Below are 18,635 nucleotides of genomic sequence, written 5' to 3' on the forward strand. Positions count from 1 at the left end.
ATTTATAGCGTTCCTATTAAATAAATTTTCAATTATGGACAAGCGATTAAATTGCCTTTTAAAGGCATTATTCATTGGATCTTTCCTTTTTATTACCGCTAATTCTTACTCTCAGACGACCAAAATGCCCAAAGAATTTAACCTGGCAATCGTTCAGATGTATGTTGAACCAGGAGAATTGGATAAAAACCTTGCCCATGCCGAAGAACTTATAAAGGAAGCCGCCGCTAATAAAGCCGATGTGGTACTTCTCCCTGAGGTAATGGATCTTGGTTGGACCCATCCCTCGGCCAAGGCGTTTGCCCAACCTATACCCAATGGAGAAACATGCCAACGGCTTAGTGAAGCGGCGAAAAAGAACAATGTTTATGTCTGTGCCGGGATAGTTGAAAGAGATGGAGACGCCATTTATAATACCGCAGTAATTATTGACAACAAAGGAGAGGTCTTAATCAAACATCGTAAACTCAACGAACTTTCTGTTGGACAAGATGTATATGACCAGGGAGATCGTTTGGGAGTTTGTCATACTCCATTTGGTACTCTCGGCTTGATGATATGTGCGGATGCATTTGCCAAAGACCACGTGCTAAGCCGATCGCTTTGTTATATGGGTGCGGATGTGATTTTATCTCCTGCAAGCTGGGCAGTTCCACCAGATCACAATAATAAGACCGATCCTTATGGCGATGCCTGGCGTGGATTTTACATGCCTGTGGCAAGAGAATTCTCTGTCTGGATTGCTGCAGCAAGTAATGTGGGGCCAATAACTGCAGGACCTTGGGAGAATTGGAACACCATAGGTTGTTCTTTACTTGTCGGTCCCGATGGTAAGGAAATGCTTAATGGACCTTACGGGCCAAAAGCCGAAAAGATTCTTTACCATACAATAAAACCCACACCTCGTCCTGCAAGAGGAACGAACTGGAGTAAATACAACCCCGACATCTAAAAATGTTATCAGCAAAAAAGAAAGGCAAACCAAACAAGGAAGCAACCTCAAAACAATGACTCAAACTGATGATATAAACCGAATTAGAATGCTTCAAATTTCAAATTGGACCTTTAAATGGATTGTCCTTTCAGGATTGATTGCATTCCTTTCTTTTCCAATATTGGCACAACAGGCAGCAGACTTTTCTAATAAATCCCTGAACCATAAAGGATTTTCTATTTACTCAAGCGAGACACACGAGATGGTTCAAATAAATAATCTGGCAGCATGGGAGCAATACCGTTGGCGTCTGAAGCAAAATATGGAGGCCGTGATGGGGAAACTACCCAAGCGGCATAATTTACCAGAGCTGGATATCCGTATCAAGGACTCTCTTCAGACAGACCTATACTTAAGATTGACCATTGACTTCCTGGCAGTCAAAGGAGAGCGGGTCCCGGCCTATTTGTACATTCCTAATCGCAGTTCAATTACTGGAATGTTACCCGCCATGCTGGCACTTCACCCCACAGGAAATGAAGGCAAAAAGATTGTGGACGGAGAGGGATTGCCAAATCGGGCTTATGCAAAAGAGCTCGCCGAACGAGGGTATATAGTCATTGCACCTGATTACCCCAGCTTGGGTGATTTATCTGATTACGATTTTAATAAAGACCGCTACCAATCAGGGACTATGGCTGGTATTTTTTATCATATGCGGTGCGTGGATTTGTTGATGGAGCGTGGGGATGTAGATCCTAACCGTATTGGAGCAATTGGTCATTCCCTGGGTGGACACAATGCCATGTTTGTTGGTGCATTTGATGAACGATTGAAAGTCATCGTTAGCAGTGGGGGCTGGAACCAATTGGAATATTATGATCTTGGCCCAAGAGGTATTACACAGTTCGGTGGCCGTTTGGGCGCTTATGCACAAGATCGATATATGCCCCTTTTTCGAGACAAATACAATTTGGATGGAGCGCTCATCCCAATTGATTACCATGAAATAATCGCCTTGCTGGCGCCTCGTGGCTTCTTTTCCAATGCACCCTTAAAAGATCAATATTTTGACCCAAGAGGCGTGATCAAAGGTTTGGACATGGTAAAAGGGGTATATCATTTTTTCAACGTTGATGATAAATTACCAGTTCGATATCCGGAAGGTGACCACGATTTCCCTACGAAGGTTAGGCTGGAGTCCTATGAATTCATCGATCAGGAACTTCAGCACATTCCTAATGCGCATGTTTTAGAATGAAAGACGATGACAAAATGAAGTGTAATCTCCCATGCTAATGATTTTAAAGATTCGGATTTCACAATTATCGAAATTCACTTCTCAATATAAAGAATAGCTGGTTGGTTATTAAGTATCAATTGGAAATCGAAATGTGATTTAGGGTTTATTGGCTTTTATCAGTAGCATTTCCCCTTTTGAATTATTTCCGATTTCAATGGATCAAAAAAAAGACCGGACTTTAGTAGTCTGGTCTTTTTTTTGATTTCTTGTACCCAATTACCAAATGGAGTTTAACTCATGGATTTCCAGGTATTTTATTAGTGTTTTATTTTTGCTAGAAAAGGTGATTCCCGGTTTTTGTTGATTGGAATCATGCGGAATGACCATCACTTGCTGACCACCATTTATAAACACTTCAATAGAGTTGATATCAACAATAAACTCTAAATCGATAGTGTAGTCGATCAGCGGTACAAAAACATCATTGAGCAAATTGTCATTGAGGTTATAATTAAACTCATAACCATTAATCAAGATCGTAAACTTCCTATTTGTAACAGGTTCTATGCTTGTTTTTATATGAAGCAAAGGCGTACTCACAGCATCGATTTCCTTATTGACATCCTTGTCTCCAAATATCAAGTCTTTGTATGACTTCGAGCTTTTGTACAAATTAGCGATCTCTTTTACAGGGTTTAAGTGCAAACGCGGACCTTGTTTTGTGGATTTCAACGACAATTCAGTTGGGAAAGCCATCATCTTGTTAAATGGCATTCCTGGAAAATCAACAGTGCCCCAACCAATTTGAATGCGCCTTCCGTCAGGGTTATTATTATAGGTTTGTGCGGCATACATTTCCCCTTTTAGGTAATTCAATTTATCCGTTTCAGGGATGAATACTTTGCCGTCAAACGAGCCAAGTTTATAATTCCCTGAAGCACCAGACAGCACCCATTTTTTATTGGTTTCATCTCCATCAATTGGCAATTCAAATAGTTCTGGGCATTCCCAAAATCCTTTTACATGGCTCTCAAAATTCCATTTTTTCAGATCATTGGAGGTATAGATCGATTGTCCTAGGCCTTCATGCAAAACCATCACCCAGTTATTGTTCGGCGCATACCAAAATACTTTGGGATCACGCTCGTCGTTTGTACCAAACCGCTTAATTGCGGGAAGCACTGGATTGTTCTCGTATTTCTGGAGCGTTTTTCCCCCGTCATTGCTATAGGCCAGGTTCTGCGCCTGGGCCACTTTATCCAAGTTGGTTGAATAGGCATAAACAATAACATCTTCACTACCGGTCTTGAAACCTGAGGTATTTTTTTTGTCCACCACTGCTGAACCAGAAAACATGGTTCCCATCTCATCTGGATGCAATACAATTGGCATTTCCTCCCAATGCACCAAATCCTTACTGACTGCATGGCCCCAATGCATATTTCCCCATGCCCAGTCATACGGATTGTGCTGGTAATACAAATGGTACACCCCATCGTAGTACACCAAGCCGTTGGGATCATTGATCCAACCCCGCTTACTGGAAAAATGAATTTGTTGCCTTAGTTTTTCACTATAAATGGGGACATCTGTTTTTATTTCATCACTTTGGTGAATAAGCTTGAACCCGTCACTTAGCCCTGCGCTTTTTTCGCCACTAATGTTCACTTTTTGACCATGGAACTTGCTTACGTCCATAAATACCCAATAGTCGGTGCTGTCTTCATGAAAAGCAAGCCTCAGGTCAAAATAAGTCTTGAAATCGCCCGCATTAAAGTCCAGGTTGTACTTTTGTCCATCGCTGTTAATCGGGAATAATAGTAATTTCTTTTGCACTGAAAACGCTTTCTCTAGGAGAGATTCCTGGGCTATGGTATTTGCGAAAATAAAAAATAGACAGCAAGCTGTCGCTATAATCTTTCTCATGTATTGTCATATTTTGGGTAAATGAAAATATTTTGACCTCTAGTGCATACCATGATTTATAGTAAATGGACCACGCTTTTGAATTGGTATAATTCTATTAGGAAAAACATACTGACAACAAATCTCCATTAGAAAACCAGTAGCCCTCTAAATAAATCTGGGAAGAACAAACCCAACTTTCGTAGATTTATTCCTCCCAGATTGCTTACACCCAAATGGCTGTATAATTTTACTCTGTTTTAAAAGTCTTAACCTCAGACCAATCACTCCAATTCAAGTTTTGATCCCGATAGCGCACCCTCCAATAATAGGTAGTATTTGGATTAAGTCGCTCCGTTTTTTCATCGGTTAAGTCATCGTCCTTTTGTCGGTTTTCTTTATAATACCAGTTTTCAAACTGTTGCCAGCTCTCATAGGCAAGATTTTCGAACCCCTCTGATTTTGACACCTGCCAATGCGAGGCGGCGTGAAAAGTACCTGTAAAATCACTTTTAAACTCTCCCGCTTTCAAAACAGCACCCTTTATTGAAACTCCTTCTCCAGCAGGGGAAAGGGCTTCAGGAGCATTTGGCTTGCGTTCTTTTCTCCATACAGTAATACTATCTCTCAATTCATTTTCCCTATGTTCGACGGTATTCCCACGGCTGATTCGCTTCATGGTGAATTTAGGGTCTTTTCTATCACCATCAATTGACACCATTACAAATCCGTATTCATCCTGGGTAACAGTAAACTCATCGTAATCCCTACCTTCAAATTCACCCCAATTGTCTATTGCGCCACCTGCCGAAGCAACATTTACCCAAAGGTGTTTATGGTCCCTGGATTGTCCTCTTGAATAGCCGTGTGTATGTCCAAAAAAGTGAATACTAGGCTTTCCTGTTTTGGTTGAAAACTGTTCCAATTCTTTAACGATTTGGCCTGTAAAATCTTCTTCACCAGGAATCCAAAGTTCTGATTTAAAGGGATGATGCAATTGAGCAAAAACGAAATCGATATTGTCGTCTTTCTCTGTGTCTGCAAGTAGTTCTTTTAGCCAATCAAGTTGTTCCCTTAAATCCCTGTAACCATCATTTGAATCCAAACCAATTACACGTGTGTTACCATAATCTTTGTACCACCAATGTTCGGCATAGGCCGGAGTGCCATTCTCTGGCAAACTGAAATACTTAAAGTAATACACCGAATTCCTTTCATGATTTCCAGGTACAGGATATACGGGCACTTCAGAAAACAATTTCTCTGCCGGATTAAAAAAGTGATCTTTCCATTGGTAAAACTTAGATCCTGTTTGAACCAAATCTCCTGGTATAAGCACCATGGCCAAATTGTCAGGCAAAGATCCCCCAAACTCTTTTTCAAGATAGCCGATCACCCCTTCATTCAACACTTCACTAAATTTATCAGGTTGATTGTGGTCATATTGCATATCACTCATTGCAACTATCTTAAAATCTTCCCCATCATTTGAAAAAGGTGGGGTTTTAAATTGAAAAATATCTGATATGGCATTTCCAGTACGTACCCGATAGTAATATTCAGTAAATCGCTCTAATCCTGTGATTTTAACGGTATGAACTTGTACCTCATCAAAATTAATTGCTTCAGAAGTGCCATTGGCTTTTTTGTTTAGCTTGGGACTTGAACCCCATTCTACAATGCTTTCTTCTCCTTCAGATGTTTGCCACATTACTATGGCAGAATTTGGCTCTACATCTTGTAGGTAGGGTTTAATCTCTATTACTTGTGCCACTGATTGAAAGCAAACACATGCCAACAATGAGGCTAAAAAAACTTTGAATTGAATTTTCATTTTATTTATAGAGGTACTTGGTTTATCAATGAATTTATATTTAATCTCCTACTATTCAAACCAATACATATGAACTCCCATATGAATGGTTGTCGATATTTTTTTTACTATTTTATATTCATTTCTTTGGGAACTCCCCTTTTCAATATTCCCTTGTTTTCATCCATTCATTCGTTTCGAATGACAATTGGGAGGCGATCTATTCCACAACTCCAAGGTAGAAAAATATTATTTACCTCCCAAGGAATAAAACCTAATATAAGACCAAACCCTTTACAGAAAAATAAATTTTTTTATTATGTTTGGTTTTTTATATAAAAAAATAACAAAACATTCAATATGAAATCAGCCTTAGACCCAAAGAAGCCTACGAAAATCTTGATAGGCCTTTGCCTGCTCATCTCTATTGCTTGCAGTCCTTCAAAGAATGGCTTTTTATTAGCACCTAGATCAACTTATGACATTGACAAGGATGACAACCAAGACAGCATTCGTCTCAAGGCTGCCCATGTTGTACCGACAGAAAACCTATACAATGCGCTTAAAGATGAGTTTATTGGTTTTGTTCATTTTGGCCCAAATACTTTTACGGCCAAAGAATGGGGTTCCGGCATGGAGGATCCTACCGTATTTGATTTATTGAATAAGGCGTTTGTTAAATGATAAAAATAGGGCTATATTTCCTTTAAACACTGATTTTATGGAAAAAAGATATAAGAGTCTATCAATATTTGAATTTCAGAAGCGGTTCCCTGATGACAGGTCATGTTATGAATATTTGGCAGATATGAAGTGGAAGGATGGATATGTTTGTAAAAAGTGTAACCATAACCACTATTGCAAGGGGATTAATGAGTTTGATAGGCAATGTACTAAATGTGGCCGGCTAGAGTCTCCAAAGGCTGGTACCCTTTTTCATAAATGTAAGTTCTCACTTCTTAAAGCATTCTATATCGTTTATTATGTTTCTACAGACAAGAATGGTGTCAGTAGCGGTGAATTAAGCCGTAGGCTTGAGCTTAGGCAAAAGACCTGCTGGTTCTTTAAGCAGAAAGTGATGAAGGCGATGGAAAGCAGCCAGAACTTCCCGATGATGGGGAAAGTAGAAGTAGACGAATCATACGTAGGCGGTCAGGACGACAAAGCATTGGGAAGAAACGAGGGGAAAAAGAAAATCATGGTGGTGGGCATAGAAAGGGGATTAGGCGGTGTTTCTCGTTGGTACGGAAGAGTTATAGAAACCGCCTCAAAGGTCAATCTTGGAGGATTTATGAAAGATTACATCGATAAGGACGCCGAAGTTAAGACTGACTGCTGGAGTGGCTACAAGGGTATGGAGGAACATTTCCCGAAACTTGTACGTGAAAAATCTGGAAAAAAAGGCGAAAATTTTAAACAGATGCATCGGGTGATAATGATGTTCAAGGCCTGGCTGAGGGGAACTCATCATTCTGTTAGGAACCTTCAACCTTATATCAATGAGTATACCTACAGATACAATAGGCACAAAATGAAAGAAGGGATTTTTGAAAACCTAATGCAAAGGATGGTGGCAAAGCCACCTTATCCATACAAATCCTTTATTTGATAAGTGCCTTATTCAATTGATTTAAAAGAACTTGATACGGACCAATGGTGCGAAGCAATGAAAGCTGCTGGCATGACCAAGGTGATCTTTACTGCCAAACATCATGATGGCTTTGTATTATGGCAATCAAGGTACACCACACATGGCCTGATGTCTACAGGTTTTAGAAATGGCAAAGGCGATGTATTGAAAGACCTCGCTGCCTCTTGCGAAAAATATGGGCTTGACCTTGGTGTATACCTTTCTCCTGCAGATTTGTACCAAATCGAAAACCCTTTGGGTCTGTATGGAAATCTTAGTAAAAAAACGAAAAGAACCATCCCTGCAGTTGTAAAAGGAAGGCCTTTTGAAAACCAAACTACTTTCGAATTTGAGGTAGATGATTATAATGAATATTTCCTTAATCAACTTTTTGAATTACTTACCGAGTATGGTTCTATAAAAGAAGTTTGGTTTGATGGCGCCCACCCGAAAAGAAAAGGTGGCCAAACCTATGATTACTCCTCCTGGAAAACCTTAATCAGAAAACTAGCCCCTGAAGCTGTTATTTTTGGCAGACAAGACATCAGGTGGTGTGGCAATGAATCAGGGCAAACTCGAAAGATAGAATGGAATGTTATCCCATATCAGGAAAACCCTAATCAGATGAATCGGTTTGAAGACATTACCGGGGAAGAAGTTGCTTTTTTGGAAAATTTATACACGGCTAAATATTTGCACTATCAACCTGCAGAGACAAATACTTCCATTAGAGAAGGCTGGTTTTACCGAAATGACCACGAACAAGGAGTAAGAAGTGCTGATGACGTTTTTGACATGTACGAAAGAGCTGTTGGTGGAAACTCAATCTTCCTTCTCAACATCCCCCCTAACATCCAAGGGCTTTTTCCTGATAGGGATGTAAAAGTACTTAAGAAAGTAGGCAAGAGAATAAGGAATACTTATAGTAAAGATTTATTAATTGATGCCAAAGGACCCAAAGAGGTTTTGGACAATGATGACCAAAGCTTTATTTTACTCGACCAATCAAAATCATTTGAGATTAGCTTGAAAGCCCCCATAAAAATGAATCGATTGGTTATCCAAGAAGCAATCAAATCTCAAGGTGAAAGAGTGGCGGCCTTCACATTGGAAGCTTTACTTGATGGGGAATGGAAAGAAATGGCACATGGATACAATATAGGCTATAAAAACATCCTCCGATTTCCTGAAGTAAGCACCAATAAGCTCCGGATTACAGTAGATGAAGAAAGGTATATTCCCGCCATCAATAAGGTGGCTGCTTACTATTATGAAACCCGTCCTCCACAATTAACCATTGAAAGAAACCTAAAAGGTATGATAAGCATTGCGCCAAAAAAAGTGGATTTTGGCTGGAAGACCTATGAACAAGATATTGCCGGGAGCCTCAATAAAGACCTAAGCATAAGGTATACCTTAGATGGAAGTGAGCCCAACAGCGAATCTAATTTGTATGAAGGACCTTTTCATTTGTCTCATGGAGAAGTAACAGCAGCAGCATTTGGTAAAAATGATCGTGGTGCAATCACTAATTCCCTCTTCGGAGCCGTCAATGGAGATTGGAAAATTGTAAGCACATCCTCTTCTGAAGTTAATCATGATGCTTTCAACGCAATTGACGGTAAACAAGAAAGTTATTACAAGGCAATAGGAAGTAAAAATAGGGGACAACAAATAACTGTGGACCTAGGCACCTCTCAAACCATTACAGGATTCACCTATTTGCCACCATCAAAGGACAAAGAGGGCATGATAGAGTTAGGAAATATTTATTACAGCTCAGATGGAAAAAACTGGCAACTTCTAGAGGGTTTTGAGTTTGGTAACCTAATCAATGACCCTACTTTGAGACGGCATGACTTTAGAAGCCCTATAAAAACAAGATATATAAAACTTGAAGCCAAAAGAATTGCCGGAGGCAATACATTTGCTGCAATAGCAGAACTTGGACTATTGGTAAAATAGGTGGCAATTTAATTTTGACTGCTAAATTGAAAATAGCAGCGGAAAACTATTTTCTGCTGCTATTTTTTTGTCCCTATTTATTTCATCTCAATCCCCCACTTTTAGGTCTTTCTTATTATAAAAATTCCTAAAAAAAAGTCCACTTACATTCTTATGTAAGTGGACTTTTAAGCTCCTCCTCTTGGGCTTCCCGATTCACTTTGATCTCGGGACAGGCGAACCAAGGACCCTTCCCGGTCGACCGGGATCAGATGCTCTAAATTATTTATTGTATCCGTTTTGAATAATATCTAAAATTACTTTTCTAGATTTCTGATTTTTTATAAATTTTTCAGCCTTCAATGCTTCTGTTCTAGAGTTGAAGGGAATCGCTTGTTTGAGTACCCAGGGTATCCCTCTTTTAGTCCAGATGTTATTCCTTTGAGAATCGTTGTGAAATAGGAGTCTTTTGTCGATGTCCCCTGTCTGTCCAACATAGAATTTATCGATTAACTCAGAATATAAGATATAGACATAATACTGATCCATAACGAAAAAAGCCAACACTATCTGTGCTGGCTTTAGCTCCTCCTCTTGGGCTCGAACCAAGGACCCTCTGATTAACAGTCAGATGCTCTAACCAACTGAGCTAAGGAGGAATTTGTTGTTTTTTAAGGCCTTTGCCTTAATTGAGATGCAAACATAACAGGTTACTTAATTTTTTCCAAACAAGAGGCTATGGTTTTTTCAAATATTTTTCAATTGAAAAAAAATGATCTTCTATATCAAGCACTTATATAATTAAAAAAAATTAAAAAAAGTAAATCATTTTTTTAGCATTCATTCAAGTTCTATTCTTGACAATATTTTTGAAATGAATCATTTTTAATTAATTAAAAATAAATTAAATTTGCCCTTCCTATTTAGGCAAACAAATAAGGGTGTTTTAATAGTAAATCTCGGGGTGTAGCGCAGCTCGGTAGCGTATCCTGACAAAGGTCAGGAGGGTCGTCTGAACGAACTCCCATTAAAATTAAAATAGTAACAATTAATTAAATCTCGGGGTGTAGCGCAGCTCGGTAGCGTGTCCTGACAAAGGTCAGGAGGGTCGTCTGAACGAACTCCCATTAAAATTGAAATAGTAACAATTAAATAAATCTCGGGGTGTAGCGCAGCTCGGTAGCGTGTCCTGACAAAGGTCAGGAGGGTCGTCTGATCGAACTCCCGTTAAAATTAAAATAGTAACAATTAATTAAATCTCGGGGTGTAGCGCAGCTCGGTAGCGTACTTGCATGGGGTGCAAGGGGTCGTCGGTTCAAATCCGGCCACCCCGACGAGAAGCCAGGCTGGGATAACCCGGTCTGGCATTTTTTATGAATTATTCTGTCTACATATTGTATTCTGTTTCACTTGACCGTTATTATGTGGGTCAGAGTAAAAACCATATAGAGCGGTTTGAGCGTCATCAATCGGGTCGGAATAAATCTACAAAAGCAGGGATTCCATGGGAAATAGTTCATGTTGAATATTTTGATGATCGTCCTTCTGCCGTTCGAAAAGAAACTCAAATTAAAAACATTGGAAGCCGTAGGTACTTAAAAGGACTTAACGATAAATAGTCAATAACAAACGATACAGCGTATCCTGACAAGAGTCAGGAGGGTCGTCGGTTCAAATCCGGCCACCCCGACGAGAAGCCAGGCTGGGATAACCCGGTCTGGCATTTTTTATGAATTATTCTGTCTACATATTGTATTCTGTTTCACTTGACCGTTATTATGTGGGTCAGAGTAAAAACCATATAGAGCGGTTTGAGCGTCATCAATCGGGTCGGAATAAATCTACAAAAGCAGGGATTCCATGGGAAATAGTTCATGTTGAATATTTTGATGATCGTCCTTCTGCCGTTCGAAAAGAAACTCAAATTAAAAACATTGGAAGCCGTAGGTACTTAAAAGGACTTAACGATAAATAGTCAATAACAAACGATACAGCGTATCCTGACAAGAGTCAGGAGGGTCGTCGGTTCAAATCCGGCCACCCCGACGAGAAGCCAGGCTGGGATAACCCGGTCTGGCATTTTTTATGAATTATTCTGTCTACATATTGTATTCTGTTTCACTTGACCGTTATTATGTGGGTCAGAGTAAAAACCATATAGAGCGGTTTGAGCGTCATCAATCGGGTCGGAATAAATCTACAAAAGCAGGAATTCCATGGGAAATAGTTCATGTTGAATATTTTGATGATCGTCCTTCTGCCGTTCGAAAAGAAACTCAAATAAAAAACATTGGAAGTCGCAGGTACTTAAAAGGACTTAACGATAAATAGTCAATAACAAACGATACAGCGTATCCTGACGGGAGTCAGGAGGGTCGTCGGTTCAAATCCGGCCACCCCGACGAGAAGCCAGGCTGGGATAACCCGGTCTGGCATTTTTTATGAATTATTCTGTCTACATATTGTATTCTGTTTCACTTGACCGTTATTATGTGGGTCAGAGTAAAAACCATATAGAGCGGTTTGAGCGTCATCAATCGGGTCGGAATAAATCTACAAAAGCAGGGATTCCATGGGAAATAGTTCATGTTGAATATTTTGATGATCGTCCTTCTGCCGTTCGAAAAGAAACTCAAATAAAAAAAATGGAAGCCGTAGGTACTTAAAAGGACTTAACGATAAATAGTCAATAACAAACGATACAGCGTATCCTGACAAGAGTCAGGAGGGTCGTCGGTTCAAATCCGGCCACCCCGACGAGAAGCCTGGCTGGGATAACCCGGTCTGGCATTTTTTATGAATTACTGTGTGAAAGAGAATTACTGTGTGAAAGAATAGCCTCTTATAATGCCATATAACAAAAGTTAAATAAATTCAGATTGCCTCTCATCCCCCGAAACACCTTAAATACTTATTGAACATACTTCTCAAGGCACAAGTTATTTTTACCCCTCCCCTTTAACTTCTATCATAAACCCTTATCATTTTCAGAGATTAAAGATTTTTTATAACTTTAACAATTTAATTTTACCTTTTTTCATTGGATTTCTAGGTATACATGCTTATATTGATATTAAAATATTTATTTTAGATATTAAACATGCTTTAATTTAATGGTAACCGATAAAAGAGCTATACCTATTACAGGTTGTGTTTTTAGGTTATCAACTAAGATTTAAACTTATATCCAATGAAATTAGTAACTGCTGATTTATTAGACATCCACCATTACCCATTTGGGTCTGATGATCCCAATGGAGAAAAAATTGCCAACAGGTTCTTTTTACCTCCTTTATTGGCCAAGTCAGCCCAAAATAAAATCCGAAATCATCTTGTAAAATACTTTATCACCTACCGTAATATGGCTTTCGAAACAGCCATAAAAAGTGTAGAGAAATATACGATTCGCTTTTTTTACAGCTTACCTTACCATTATCACGGAAGAGGAAAACTGGGTCATTTCGAAAAAGACGCTAACAATAAACTCCCTGTTGAAAATTTGGCAGATTGCTACTTTATGGACAACGGCGAGCACATTGAACTGCATATTTTTGACAACATGACCTTTTCATAGCCTTATACAAGACTAAAAAAACCGACCCTTACTTTTTCGTGATGGATCCTACCGAAATACACCACTTTTTTACTTTTTGAATCTCTTCCTAACTTTGTTAGCATTCAGTCTATAATAGACTGACTACCTACTCATTTACACTTTTCAATTAAAAACCCTAATTTTAAATCTCAGTTGCAAGCAATTAGGACAAATGTAAAAAGTAAATCGTCTTGACAATTAAACACCTTTATTAACCATCATGAAACGTACAAATTTTCTAACCCTTTTAATTTGGTTTGCTACAAGCATAAGCTCCTGCACAAACTGGGAGGATAATTTTTCAAATGGCAGCCTTTATGATACTTGGGAAGTTGTAAATTTGCATGAGGGCTATGGACTGAATAGCGTCGCAACACTTGTAATCAATGAAGACAGGACTTTCACCAAATCCATTGCTTACCGACAGCCAAATTCAGGAGAACTAGTAGGGTATTATTTTTTCTCAACCGGCACTTACCAACTGGACGGCAACAATATCACCTTCATGCCTAACCAAAATCTTTTTATAGATAACGATAAACCTTGGGGAGAACTTGATGACTTAAACCCTGTAGCTATCAATAATAGTATTGCCCCTATTTCCTCCACATTAGAATACAGAGACAAGGGCATGAAATTATTGGTCGCCACCCCATGCAATGACATAGCCCTCTCTTCCTGCGCCCCCTCTCCAATATACAACAGAGTTGATTAAACCCGAAATATGCAATAGACATTCTATTACGTGCTGAAATCGCTTTAAAATCAGCCACTTCGTTGCTGTTTTCAATTTCACCATAGCGGTGCTATGCTAAAATCTCCAAACAGCCTGATTTTCTTGCGATTGCAACACTTCCCGTAAACACGGGACAGGCTATCACGAATTCTATTACATAATCCGGGTTAAATTTACTAAAAACAGTTTCGCCCTAAATTGACGCGCCGAAAGAAGTAGCAGAATGACACCAATAGGTCAATTTCATTTACAAATTCGAATTAAATAGCCTTATTACACCTAATATAAGTAGTAAATCAAGGAGTTTCAATATTTCAATGAAACGTAAAAATCACCCTTGCAACCTCATTCAGTCTGATTGAAATCTTAACAACATGAAAGTCTTTAAATTTATTGTTTTTTTAATGGTCTGCTTACACTTCAGCACAGCCCAGGTTTTTTCTCAGAAAATAGCTTCTGGCTCCTATTACCAGGAAGTCAGTAAAAAAATTGAACTCCCTCTTAATGCTGGTTTAGACGTCTTGAAATTATTCAAACACGGCAATACAATTAAAGCAGTTACCTCCCATGGTATATTTTACCACCAAAAGGACAAATGGACAGGACAACCTTTTGTTTCAGGTATAATCAATGCTACTTCGGACAACTCCCAAACAGTATGGATGAACAATGACAAAACCATTTGGTCTGAAAAAGGCGATAGAATACCAAACCCTCCACGAACAGACGGACGTCAATCCATCACAAGTACATATTGGATAGATAGCAACACCTTATTGGCTGGAACCACCCACGGACTGTATAGCTGGAATGGAACATGGGAAAAAGTCGCCACCTTTTCTGACATAAAAATCAATGCAATAACCCGGGACAATGAAGGCATAATATGGATTGCAGCTGACGAAGGTCTTTGGCAAAAAAAATCAGGAGTTTGGCTGGACATGGATAAAATAGGTTTGGCACTCGGGCATGACAGCCAATACCTGACAGTAACCACCGGATTAAATGGTAAAGACATTTTATTTAGCTCGCCAAAGGCAATCGCCTCCCTTGCCGCTGATGGCAATCATTGGCTAAAAAGGGGCGCAGATGGTCTCCCCTACGGCCCTGCAACAAAAATACTCGAAACGGATAGCTTGTTATGGATAGGCACGCCGAAAGGTTTGATCCGCAAAGGAAAAAACTGGAGGTATTACACCAGCAAAAGATGGTTGTCTGATAACCAGGTCAATGATATCCTCCCTCTCGAACCGGGAAAAGTATGGGTGGCGACGCCCAATGGCATCTCCGAAATAGGACTGAAAGCCATGACTCTGGAAGAAAAAGCCAATGATATAGAAGAGATTATCGAAAAAAGACACAACCGAATCGGCATCGTCAACAGGTCCAAACTGGCAATAGCAGGAGACATCAACAGTAGCTTTTTGGAAAACCAAGACAATGACGGCCTCTGGACTTCCTGCTACCTGATTGCCGAATCATTCAGATATGGCGTCACCAAAAGTGAAGATGCCAAAACAAAGGCAAAGCGAACTTTCGAAGCCCTGGAAAGACTGGAGACAGTCACAGGAATACCAGGCTATCCCGCCAGGTCCTATGTAAGGTCAGAAGATCTTTTGGCCCCTTCAAGGTCTCCTCATCCAAAAAACTGGCACCCATCACCAGACGGCAAATGGCAATGGTTAGACGACACAAGTTCTGATGAGATCGTAGGGCATCTGCTTTCCATGTCTTTGTACCACGACCTGGTAGCTGACGAAGACGATAAAAAAAGAGTAGTAAACCTTATTGATCGTATCGTCGGTCACATTGTCGACAATGATTTGCAATTGATCGATTACGATGGAAAACCAACAAGGTGGGCCATATGGACCCCTGACTCCCTGAACAGATCTTCCAATTGGTTGTATGAAAAAGGACTAAACTCCTTGCAGATCCTTTCCTCTTTGCAAACGGCCTATCATTTTACAGGAAAGGCGAAATACAAAAAAGTCTACCAACACCTTATAGAAAAAGAAGGTTATGCCATCAACGCACTTGAGGCCAAGATGACTGACCCATTTGACATCAGTCACTCTGATGACATTCTAAATTTCCTTCCCTACTACAACTTGCTCAACTACACACCTAAAGACGATCTTTCTTACCCCTTGTACTTGCAAAGTCTCAACAGGTCCTGGAAAGCAGTCCGCTCAGACAATATGCCGGTTTGGAATGTTTTTGCTAGCGCACTATTAAAAGAAGATATGGATTTGAACATCGCCCTCAGGGAAATACAGACTTTTCCTTTGGATTTGATAACCTGGTCAGTAGACAACAGTCACCGTTGGGACTTGAAAGTGGATGAGTTCCCAGGCAGAGGAAGAAGCCCGCAGGCCTATACAGCCCTACCCTCGCCTGAAGGAAACACTTTCAGGTGGAATACCAATCCAAAACAGCTAGACATCGGAGGTGGCGGGAAAACAGAAGTAAGTGGCACCTACTACCTGGTCGCGTATTGGATGGGGAGGTATTATGGGTATTGGGAGTAAGAAAATCCAAAATAGCAATTCGAGGAAAAGACATCAAGAGAAGTAGCAATTCCGGCGGGCAAATTGGTTGAAATTGACAAATATACAAATTGATTTAAAGGTGTTTTTGGTAATCCATATGCTGTCCTAGATAATTTATAATCGGCCATCCTTAGGCATCCTTTCTTCCACCTCTTTCATGATACCAGAAACATTTAAATCGCTAATTCCGCTATTAAACCCTTACTCAATAGCCGCTTTGGTCTTCAGACATGCTTCATTCTGGTTTTGATCCTTCCTCACAAGGTCGTGGAGATATTCGCCTTTATTAGCAAAATCACCGTTTTTAATCTGAGATTTAATCCAATCATCTTGCTTGTCAGTTAGGGTAATTGTTTTTCTTAAGGTCTATTGTATATTTAGGATGAAACTATTACTGAAATGGTAAGTCCATTTCTTGTAAATCCATTTAGGGACCAGTTAAACCGGCTTTAGCAGTACTGCATCACAGAGAAGGCGCATTCGTTTTTATCACGTTGCCGACCTGACAATGTGATCAATCTAACTTAATTGTATTGTAAATTATCTTTCTTATTGTGATACTGCAATCAATATTAGTGTTCAGTCTCTCCCAGTTATTGTCCCAAGAGCCCTTAATCATTAGGACTAAAAATGCGCTATTGAGTTTTGGATTGTGCTAATTAATTCTTTGAATGGTGGTTGACCAGAATAGTAAAGTGCTTTGGTTGCGATATATCTTTCTTCAAACGCTTTCATCTTGTCATCTGGAAGAAGCAATGCCTCGCACTTTTGAAGAGGTGTTTCTAAATCCTTTTTAGGGAATCTCTTTATTTTATGGTTTTCATAGTTTTTTGAACCAATAAATTCTTGCACCTCTTCTAATTTCAGAAGGTTGGCAAGATCGTAGTACTGGCGCATTAAATTTTGCTTTTGGATACCTGTTTCATGCTCCTGTCTGTATTTGGTTACTATGGTTTGAAGCTTTTCGACAAATGTATACCCAGGATGATAGCATTTAACACCTACTGCACGATTATCGATTATCCTTATGCCTTCAGTTTCTGAAGCCTTATCATAAGCCCATGAACTAATGGTTTTAGGGCTATTAGGAGTGACCGTGTCAAATCCGGCTTCCAATAGAATTCCTTCCTTAACACCATCTACACTATCAACAACAGCATCATAAAAAAGGCGAATACCACCACTTCGATATTTAGCGGTATCATCAAACTCAAAATCTCGTCCAATTTCAATAATGCCGTCTATTTGGATTTTGCGTGCTAAATAATCGTAGTATACTTGTCGGGATTTTATGGCATTTTTTTTCTCACTGGTCTCATTGACCATTAGGTGCTTCTGGGGTTTTATATAGAGATCAATGTCTTCAGAAAAACGATCAATAACCTGATACCCCTTGGAAAGAGAAGTCCCACCTTTTAGATCAAATTCAAAGTCCTGCTGAGTTAAGCCAAAAAGAACATGCATAATCCAATAGTCTTTTTCGATCAAATAAGGATCAATTCCTTTCTCTACGGAAATGATATTGATCAGATCTATAAAATCAGGGCGACTGTGCAGGTAATTAGCTGGCATAAGCACTGCTTTCCAGGATTAGTAATTTTGGAAGCAAGGTTTTTTGAGTTCGAACACTCCCGTATTCAGTCACTGACTTTTTCAATTTGGACACGTTCATAGATTCCAATTTTTTAAATACATTCTCCAGGACTTCGGTCTTATCTTCAGCTAATGTATCCAGGTTATTCACCAGATCAACAACCAAAAACTCAGGTGTTACCTTTTTAGGAAAATTATGTTTTTGCACAAAATCAAACTTGCGACCGCCGAGTTCAAATCTTCCATGACGCTTGTAATTATAAACTACTCGCTTGTTATAGAGCTGTGTTGTTCCAACTCCTAATTGGTTATAGGCATTAGGGGTGGTGACTAAAAAACGATTTTCCTTAAGGAAGCTTTTAAGCAACTCACCCTCTTCTGGCGGCACATCTCCAAATACTGTTTTTCTAGGATAGTGATAAAGGCCTTGTGCAAGTTTTTTAAGTGTTCCTGCTACAACTAACTCTTGCAAATGGCGATCCACAGAGGTTGACCATTTCAATAGATCATCTCTTCTGTAGACCCTTCCTGGTTTTAAATGTCGCTTTAATTCGTTGAGTTTATTCATTGCTTATAATCTTTCAACACAATTCTAACATTACAGGTTTCATTTTGCAAGTTTTTTCATATAAAATTCATGCAAAATATGAGTTTCAAAAATTGTTATAGGATGGAATTTACTATCTACCC

17 protein-coding genes and 2 tRNA genes are annotated in these 18,635 nt (G+C 39.4%); 13 read left to right on the forward strand and 6 right to left on the reverse strand.

Annotated elements, in window-relative coordinates:
- Positions 1-34 precede the first annotated feature (34 nt).
- Both AC0L7T_RS26205 and AC0L7T_RS26210 read left to right on the forward strand, forming a co-directional pair.
- Positions 35-952 carry a carbon-nitrogen hydrolase family protein gene (locus AC0L7T_RS26205; RefSeq protein ID WP_473339618.1) on the forward strand — a complete coding sequence of 306 codons (918 nt, stop codon included), beginning with the start codon at positions 35-37 and terminating at the stop codon, positions 950-952.
- A gap of 88 nt (positions 953-1,040) precedes the next feature.
- A complete protein-coding gene (locus tag AC0L7T_RS26210; protein ID WP_473339620.1) occupies positions 1,041-2,195 on the forward strand; it encodes a dienelactone hydrolase family protein in 1,155 nt (384 codons plus the stop codon).
- A gap of 258 nt (positions 2,196-2,453) precedes the next feature.
- On the opposite strand, the gene AC0L7T_RS26215 is transcribed toward AC0L7T_RS26210, so the two are convergent.
- Both AC0L7T_RS26215 and AC0L7T_RS26220 read right to left on the reverse strand, forming a co-directional pair.
- Positions 2,454-4,103: a glycoside hydrolase family 32 protein gene (locus tag AC0L7T_RS26215; RefSeq protein WP_473339622.1), complete on the reverse strand. Its 1,650-nt coding sequence runs from the start codon at positions 4,101-4,103 to the stop codon at positions 2,454-2,456.
- A 229-nt stretch (positions 4,104-4,332) separates the two neighbouring features.
- Complete coding sequence (locus AC0L7T_RS26220; protein WP_473339625.1) at positions 4,333-5,916, reverse strand: fibronectin type III domain-containing protein; 1,584 nt, start codon at positions 5,914-5,916, stop codon at positions 4,333-4,335.
- A 339-nt stretch (positions 5,917-6,255) separates the two neighbouring features.
- On the opposite strand from AC0L7T_RS26220, the gene AC0L7T_RS26225 reads away from it, so the two are divergent.
- From AC0L7T_RS26225 to AC0L7T_RS26235, 3 genes are read left to right on the forward strand one after another with little or no spacing between them, the layout of a single operon-like run.
- Positions 6,256-6,579, forward strand: a complete 324-nt coding sequence (locus AC0L7T_RS26225; protein WP_473339627.1) for a hypothetical protein — start codon at positions 6,256-6,258, stop codon at positions 6,577-6,579.
- A 37-nt stretch (positions 6,580-6,616) separates the two neighbouring features.
- Complete coding sequence (locus AC0L7T_RS26230; protein ID WP_473339628.1) at positions 6,617-7,504, forward strand: IS1595 family transposase; 888 nt, start codon at positions 6,617-6,619, stop codon at positions 7,502-7,504.
- Positions 7,505-7,507: 3 nt separating this feature from the next.
- Positions 7,508-9,490, forward strand: a complete 1,983-nt coding sequence (locus AC0L7T_RS26235) for an alpha-L-fucosidase (protein WP_473339630.1) — start codon at positions 7,508-7,510, stop codon at positions 9,488-9,490.
- Positions 9,491-9,751: 261 nt separating this feature from the next.
- Here the strand turns inward: AC0L7T_RS26235 and AC0L7T_RS26240 are convergent, their stop codons facing one another.
- Complete coding sequence (locus AC0L7T_RS26240) at positions 9,752-10,078, reverse strand: GIY-YIG nuclease family protein (RefSeq protein WP_473339631.1); 327 nt, start codon at positions 10,076-10,078, stop codon at positions 9,752-9,754.
- Positions 10,055-10,128: transfer RNA gene (locus AC0L7T_RS26245), tRNA-Asn, on the reverse strand. Before AC0L7T_RS26245 ends, AC0L7T_RS26240 begins: the two co-directional genes overlap by 24 nt.
- Positions 10,129-10,729: 601 nt before the next feature.
- Between AC0L7T_RS26245 and AC0L7T_RS26250 the strand changes: the two genes are divergently transcribed.
- From AC0L7T_RS26250 to AC0L7T_RS26285, 8 genes are all read left to right on the forward strand, one after another.
- Positions 10,730-10,803: transfer RNA gene (locus AC0L7T_RS26250), tRNA-Pro, on the forward strand.
- A 39-nt stretch (positions 10,804-10,842) separates the two neighbouring features.
- On the forward strand, positions 10,843-11,088 hold the full coding sequence (locus tag AC0L7T_RS26255) for a GIY-YIG nuclease family protein (RefSeq protein ID WP_473339633.1): 246 nt from the start codon (positions 10,843-10,845) through the stop codon (positions 11,086-11,088).
- 110 nt (positions 11,089-11,198) lie between these two features.
- Positions 11,199-11,444 carry a GIY-YIG nuclease family protein gene (locus AC0L7T_RS26260; RefSeq protein WP_473339633.1) on the forward strand — a complete coding sequence of 82 codons (246 nt, stop codon included), beginning with the start codon at positions 11,199-11,201 and terminating at the stop codon, positions 11,442-11,444.
- A 110-nt stretch (positions 11,445-11,554) separates the two neighbouring features.
- On the forward strand, positions 11,555-11,800 hold the full coding sequence (locus AC0L7T_RS26265; RefSeq protein ID WP_473339633.1) for a GIY-YIG nuclease family protein: 246 nt from the start codon (positions 11,555-11,557) through the stop codon (positions 11,798-11,800).
- A 110-nt stretch (positions 11,801-11,910) separates the two neighbouring features.
- The gene (locus AC0L7T_RS26270) at positions 11,911-12,135 is read left to right on the forward strand and encodes a GIY-YIG nuclease family protein (RefSeq protein WP_473339634.1); all 225 of its coding nucleotides are present in this window, start codon (positions 11,911-11,913) and stop codon (positions 12,133-12,135) included.
- A 524-nt stretch (positions 12,136-12,659) separates the two neighbouring features.
- Positions 12,660-13,043, forward strand: a complete 384-nt coding sequence (locus AC0L7T_RS26275; RefSeq protein WP_473339637.1) for a hypothetical protein — start codon at positions 12,660-12,662, stop codon at positions 13,041-13,043.
- 241 nt (positions 13,044-13,284) lie between these two features.
- A complete protein-coding gene (locus tag AC0L7T_RS26280; protein WP_473339639.1) occupies positions 13,285-13,779 on the forward strand; it encodes a hypothetical protein in 495 nt (164 codons plus the stop codon).
- 395 nt (positions 13,780-14,174) lie between these two features.
- On the forward strand, positions 14,175-16,331 hold the full coding sequence (locus AC0L7T_RS26285; RefSeq protein WP_473339641.1) for a transcriptional regulator: 2,157 nt from the start codon (positions 14,175-14,177) through the stop codon (positions 16,329-16,331).
- A gap of 645 nt (positions 16,332-16,976) precedes the next feature.
- Here AC0L7T_RS26285 and AC0L7T_RS26290 read toward each other — a convergent pair.
- Both AC0L7T_RS26290 and AC0L7T_RS26295 read right to left on the reverse strand, forming a co-directional pair.
- The gene (locus tag AC0L7T_RS26290; RefSeq protein ID WP_473339642.1) at positions 16,977-17,924 is read right to left on the reverse strand and encodes a nucleotidyl transferase AbiEii/AbiGii toxin family protein; all 948 of its coding nucleotides are present in this window, start codon (positions 17,922-17,924) and stop codon (positions 16,977-16,979) included.
- Positions 17,914-18,513 carry a DUF6088 family protein gene (locus AC0L7T_RS26295; protein ID WP_473339643.1) on the reverse strand — a complete coding sequence of 200 codons (600 nt, stop codon included), beginning with the start codon at positions 18,511-18,513 and terminating at the stop codon, positions 17,914-17,916. Before AC0L7T_RS26295 ends, AC0L7T_RS26290 begins: the two co-directional genes overlap by 11 nt.
- Positions 18,514-18,635: the final 122 nt, after the last annotated feature.

It is taken from the genome of Cyclobacterium sp. 10D3-21 (assembly GCF_055809755.1).

Coding starts and splice junctions, on each gene's coding strand:
- AC0L7T_RS26230 (WP_473339628.1), top strand. CDS start 6,617: ATGGAAAAAAGATATAAGAGTCTATCAATATTTGAATTTCAGAAGCGG.
- AC0L7T_RS26285 (WP_473339641.1), top strand. CDS start 14,175: ATGAAAGTCTTTAAATTTATTGTTTTTTTAATGGTCTGCTTACACTTC.
- AC0L7T_RS26270 (WP_473339634.1), top strand. CDS start 11,911: ATGAATTATTCTGTCTACATATTGTATTCTGTTTCACTTGACCGTTAT.
- AC0L7T_RS26255 (WP_473339633.1), top strand. CDS start 10,843: ATGAATTATTCTGTCTACATATTGTATTCTGTTTCACTTGACCGTTAT.
- AC0L7T_RS26275 (WP_473339637.1), top strand. CDS start 12,660: ATGAAATTAGTAACTGCTGATTTATTAGACATCCACCATTACCCATTT.
- AC0L7T_RS26205 (WP_473339618.1), top strand. CDS start 35: ATGGACAAGCGATTAAATTGCCTTTTAAAGGCATTATTCATTGGATCT.
- AC0L7T_RS26220 (WP_473339625.1), bottom strand. CDS start 5,916: ATGAAAATTCAATTCAAAGTTTTTTTAGCCTCATTGTTGGCATGTGTT.
- AC0L7T_RS26265 (WP_473339633.1), top strand. CDS start 11,555: ATGAATTATTCTGTCTACATATTGTATTCTGTTTCACTTGACCGTTAT.
- AC0L7T_RS26280 (WP_473339639.1), top strand. CDS start 13,285: ATGAAACGTACAAATTTTCTAACCCTTTTAATTTGGTTTGCTACAAGC.
- AC0L7T_RS26290 (WP_473339642.1), bottom strand. CDS start 17,924: ATGCCAGCTAATTACCTGCACAGTCGCCCTGATTTTATAGATCTGATC.
- AC0L7T_RS26295 (WP_473339643.1), bottom strand. CDS start 18,513: ATGAATAAACTCAACGAATTAAAGCGACATTTAAAACCAGGAAGGGTC.
- AC0L7T_RS26210 (WP_473339620.1), top strand. CDS start 1,041: ATGCTTCAAATTTCAAATTGGACCTTTAAATGGATTGTCCTTTCAGGA.
- AC0L7T_RS26225 (WP_473339627.1), top strand. CDS start 6,256: ATGAAATCAGCCTTAGACCCAAAGAAGCCTACGAAAATCTTGATAGGC.
- AC0L7T_RS26260 (WP_473339633.1), top strand. CDS start 11,199: ATGAATTATTCTGTCTACATATTGTATTCTGTTTCACTTGACCGTTAT.
- AC0L7T_RS26215 (WP_473339622.1), bottom strand. CDS start 4,103: ATGAGAAAGATTATAGCGACAGCTTGCTGTCTATTTTTTATTTTCGCA.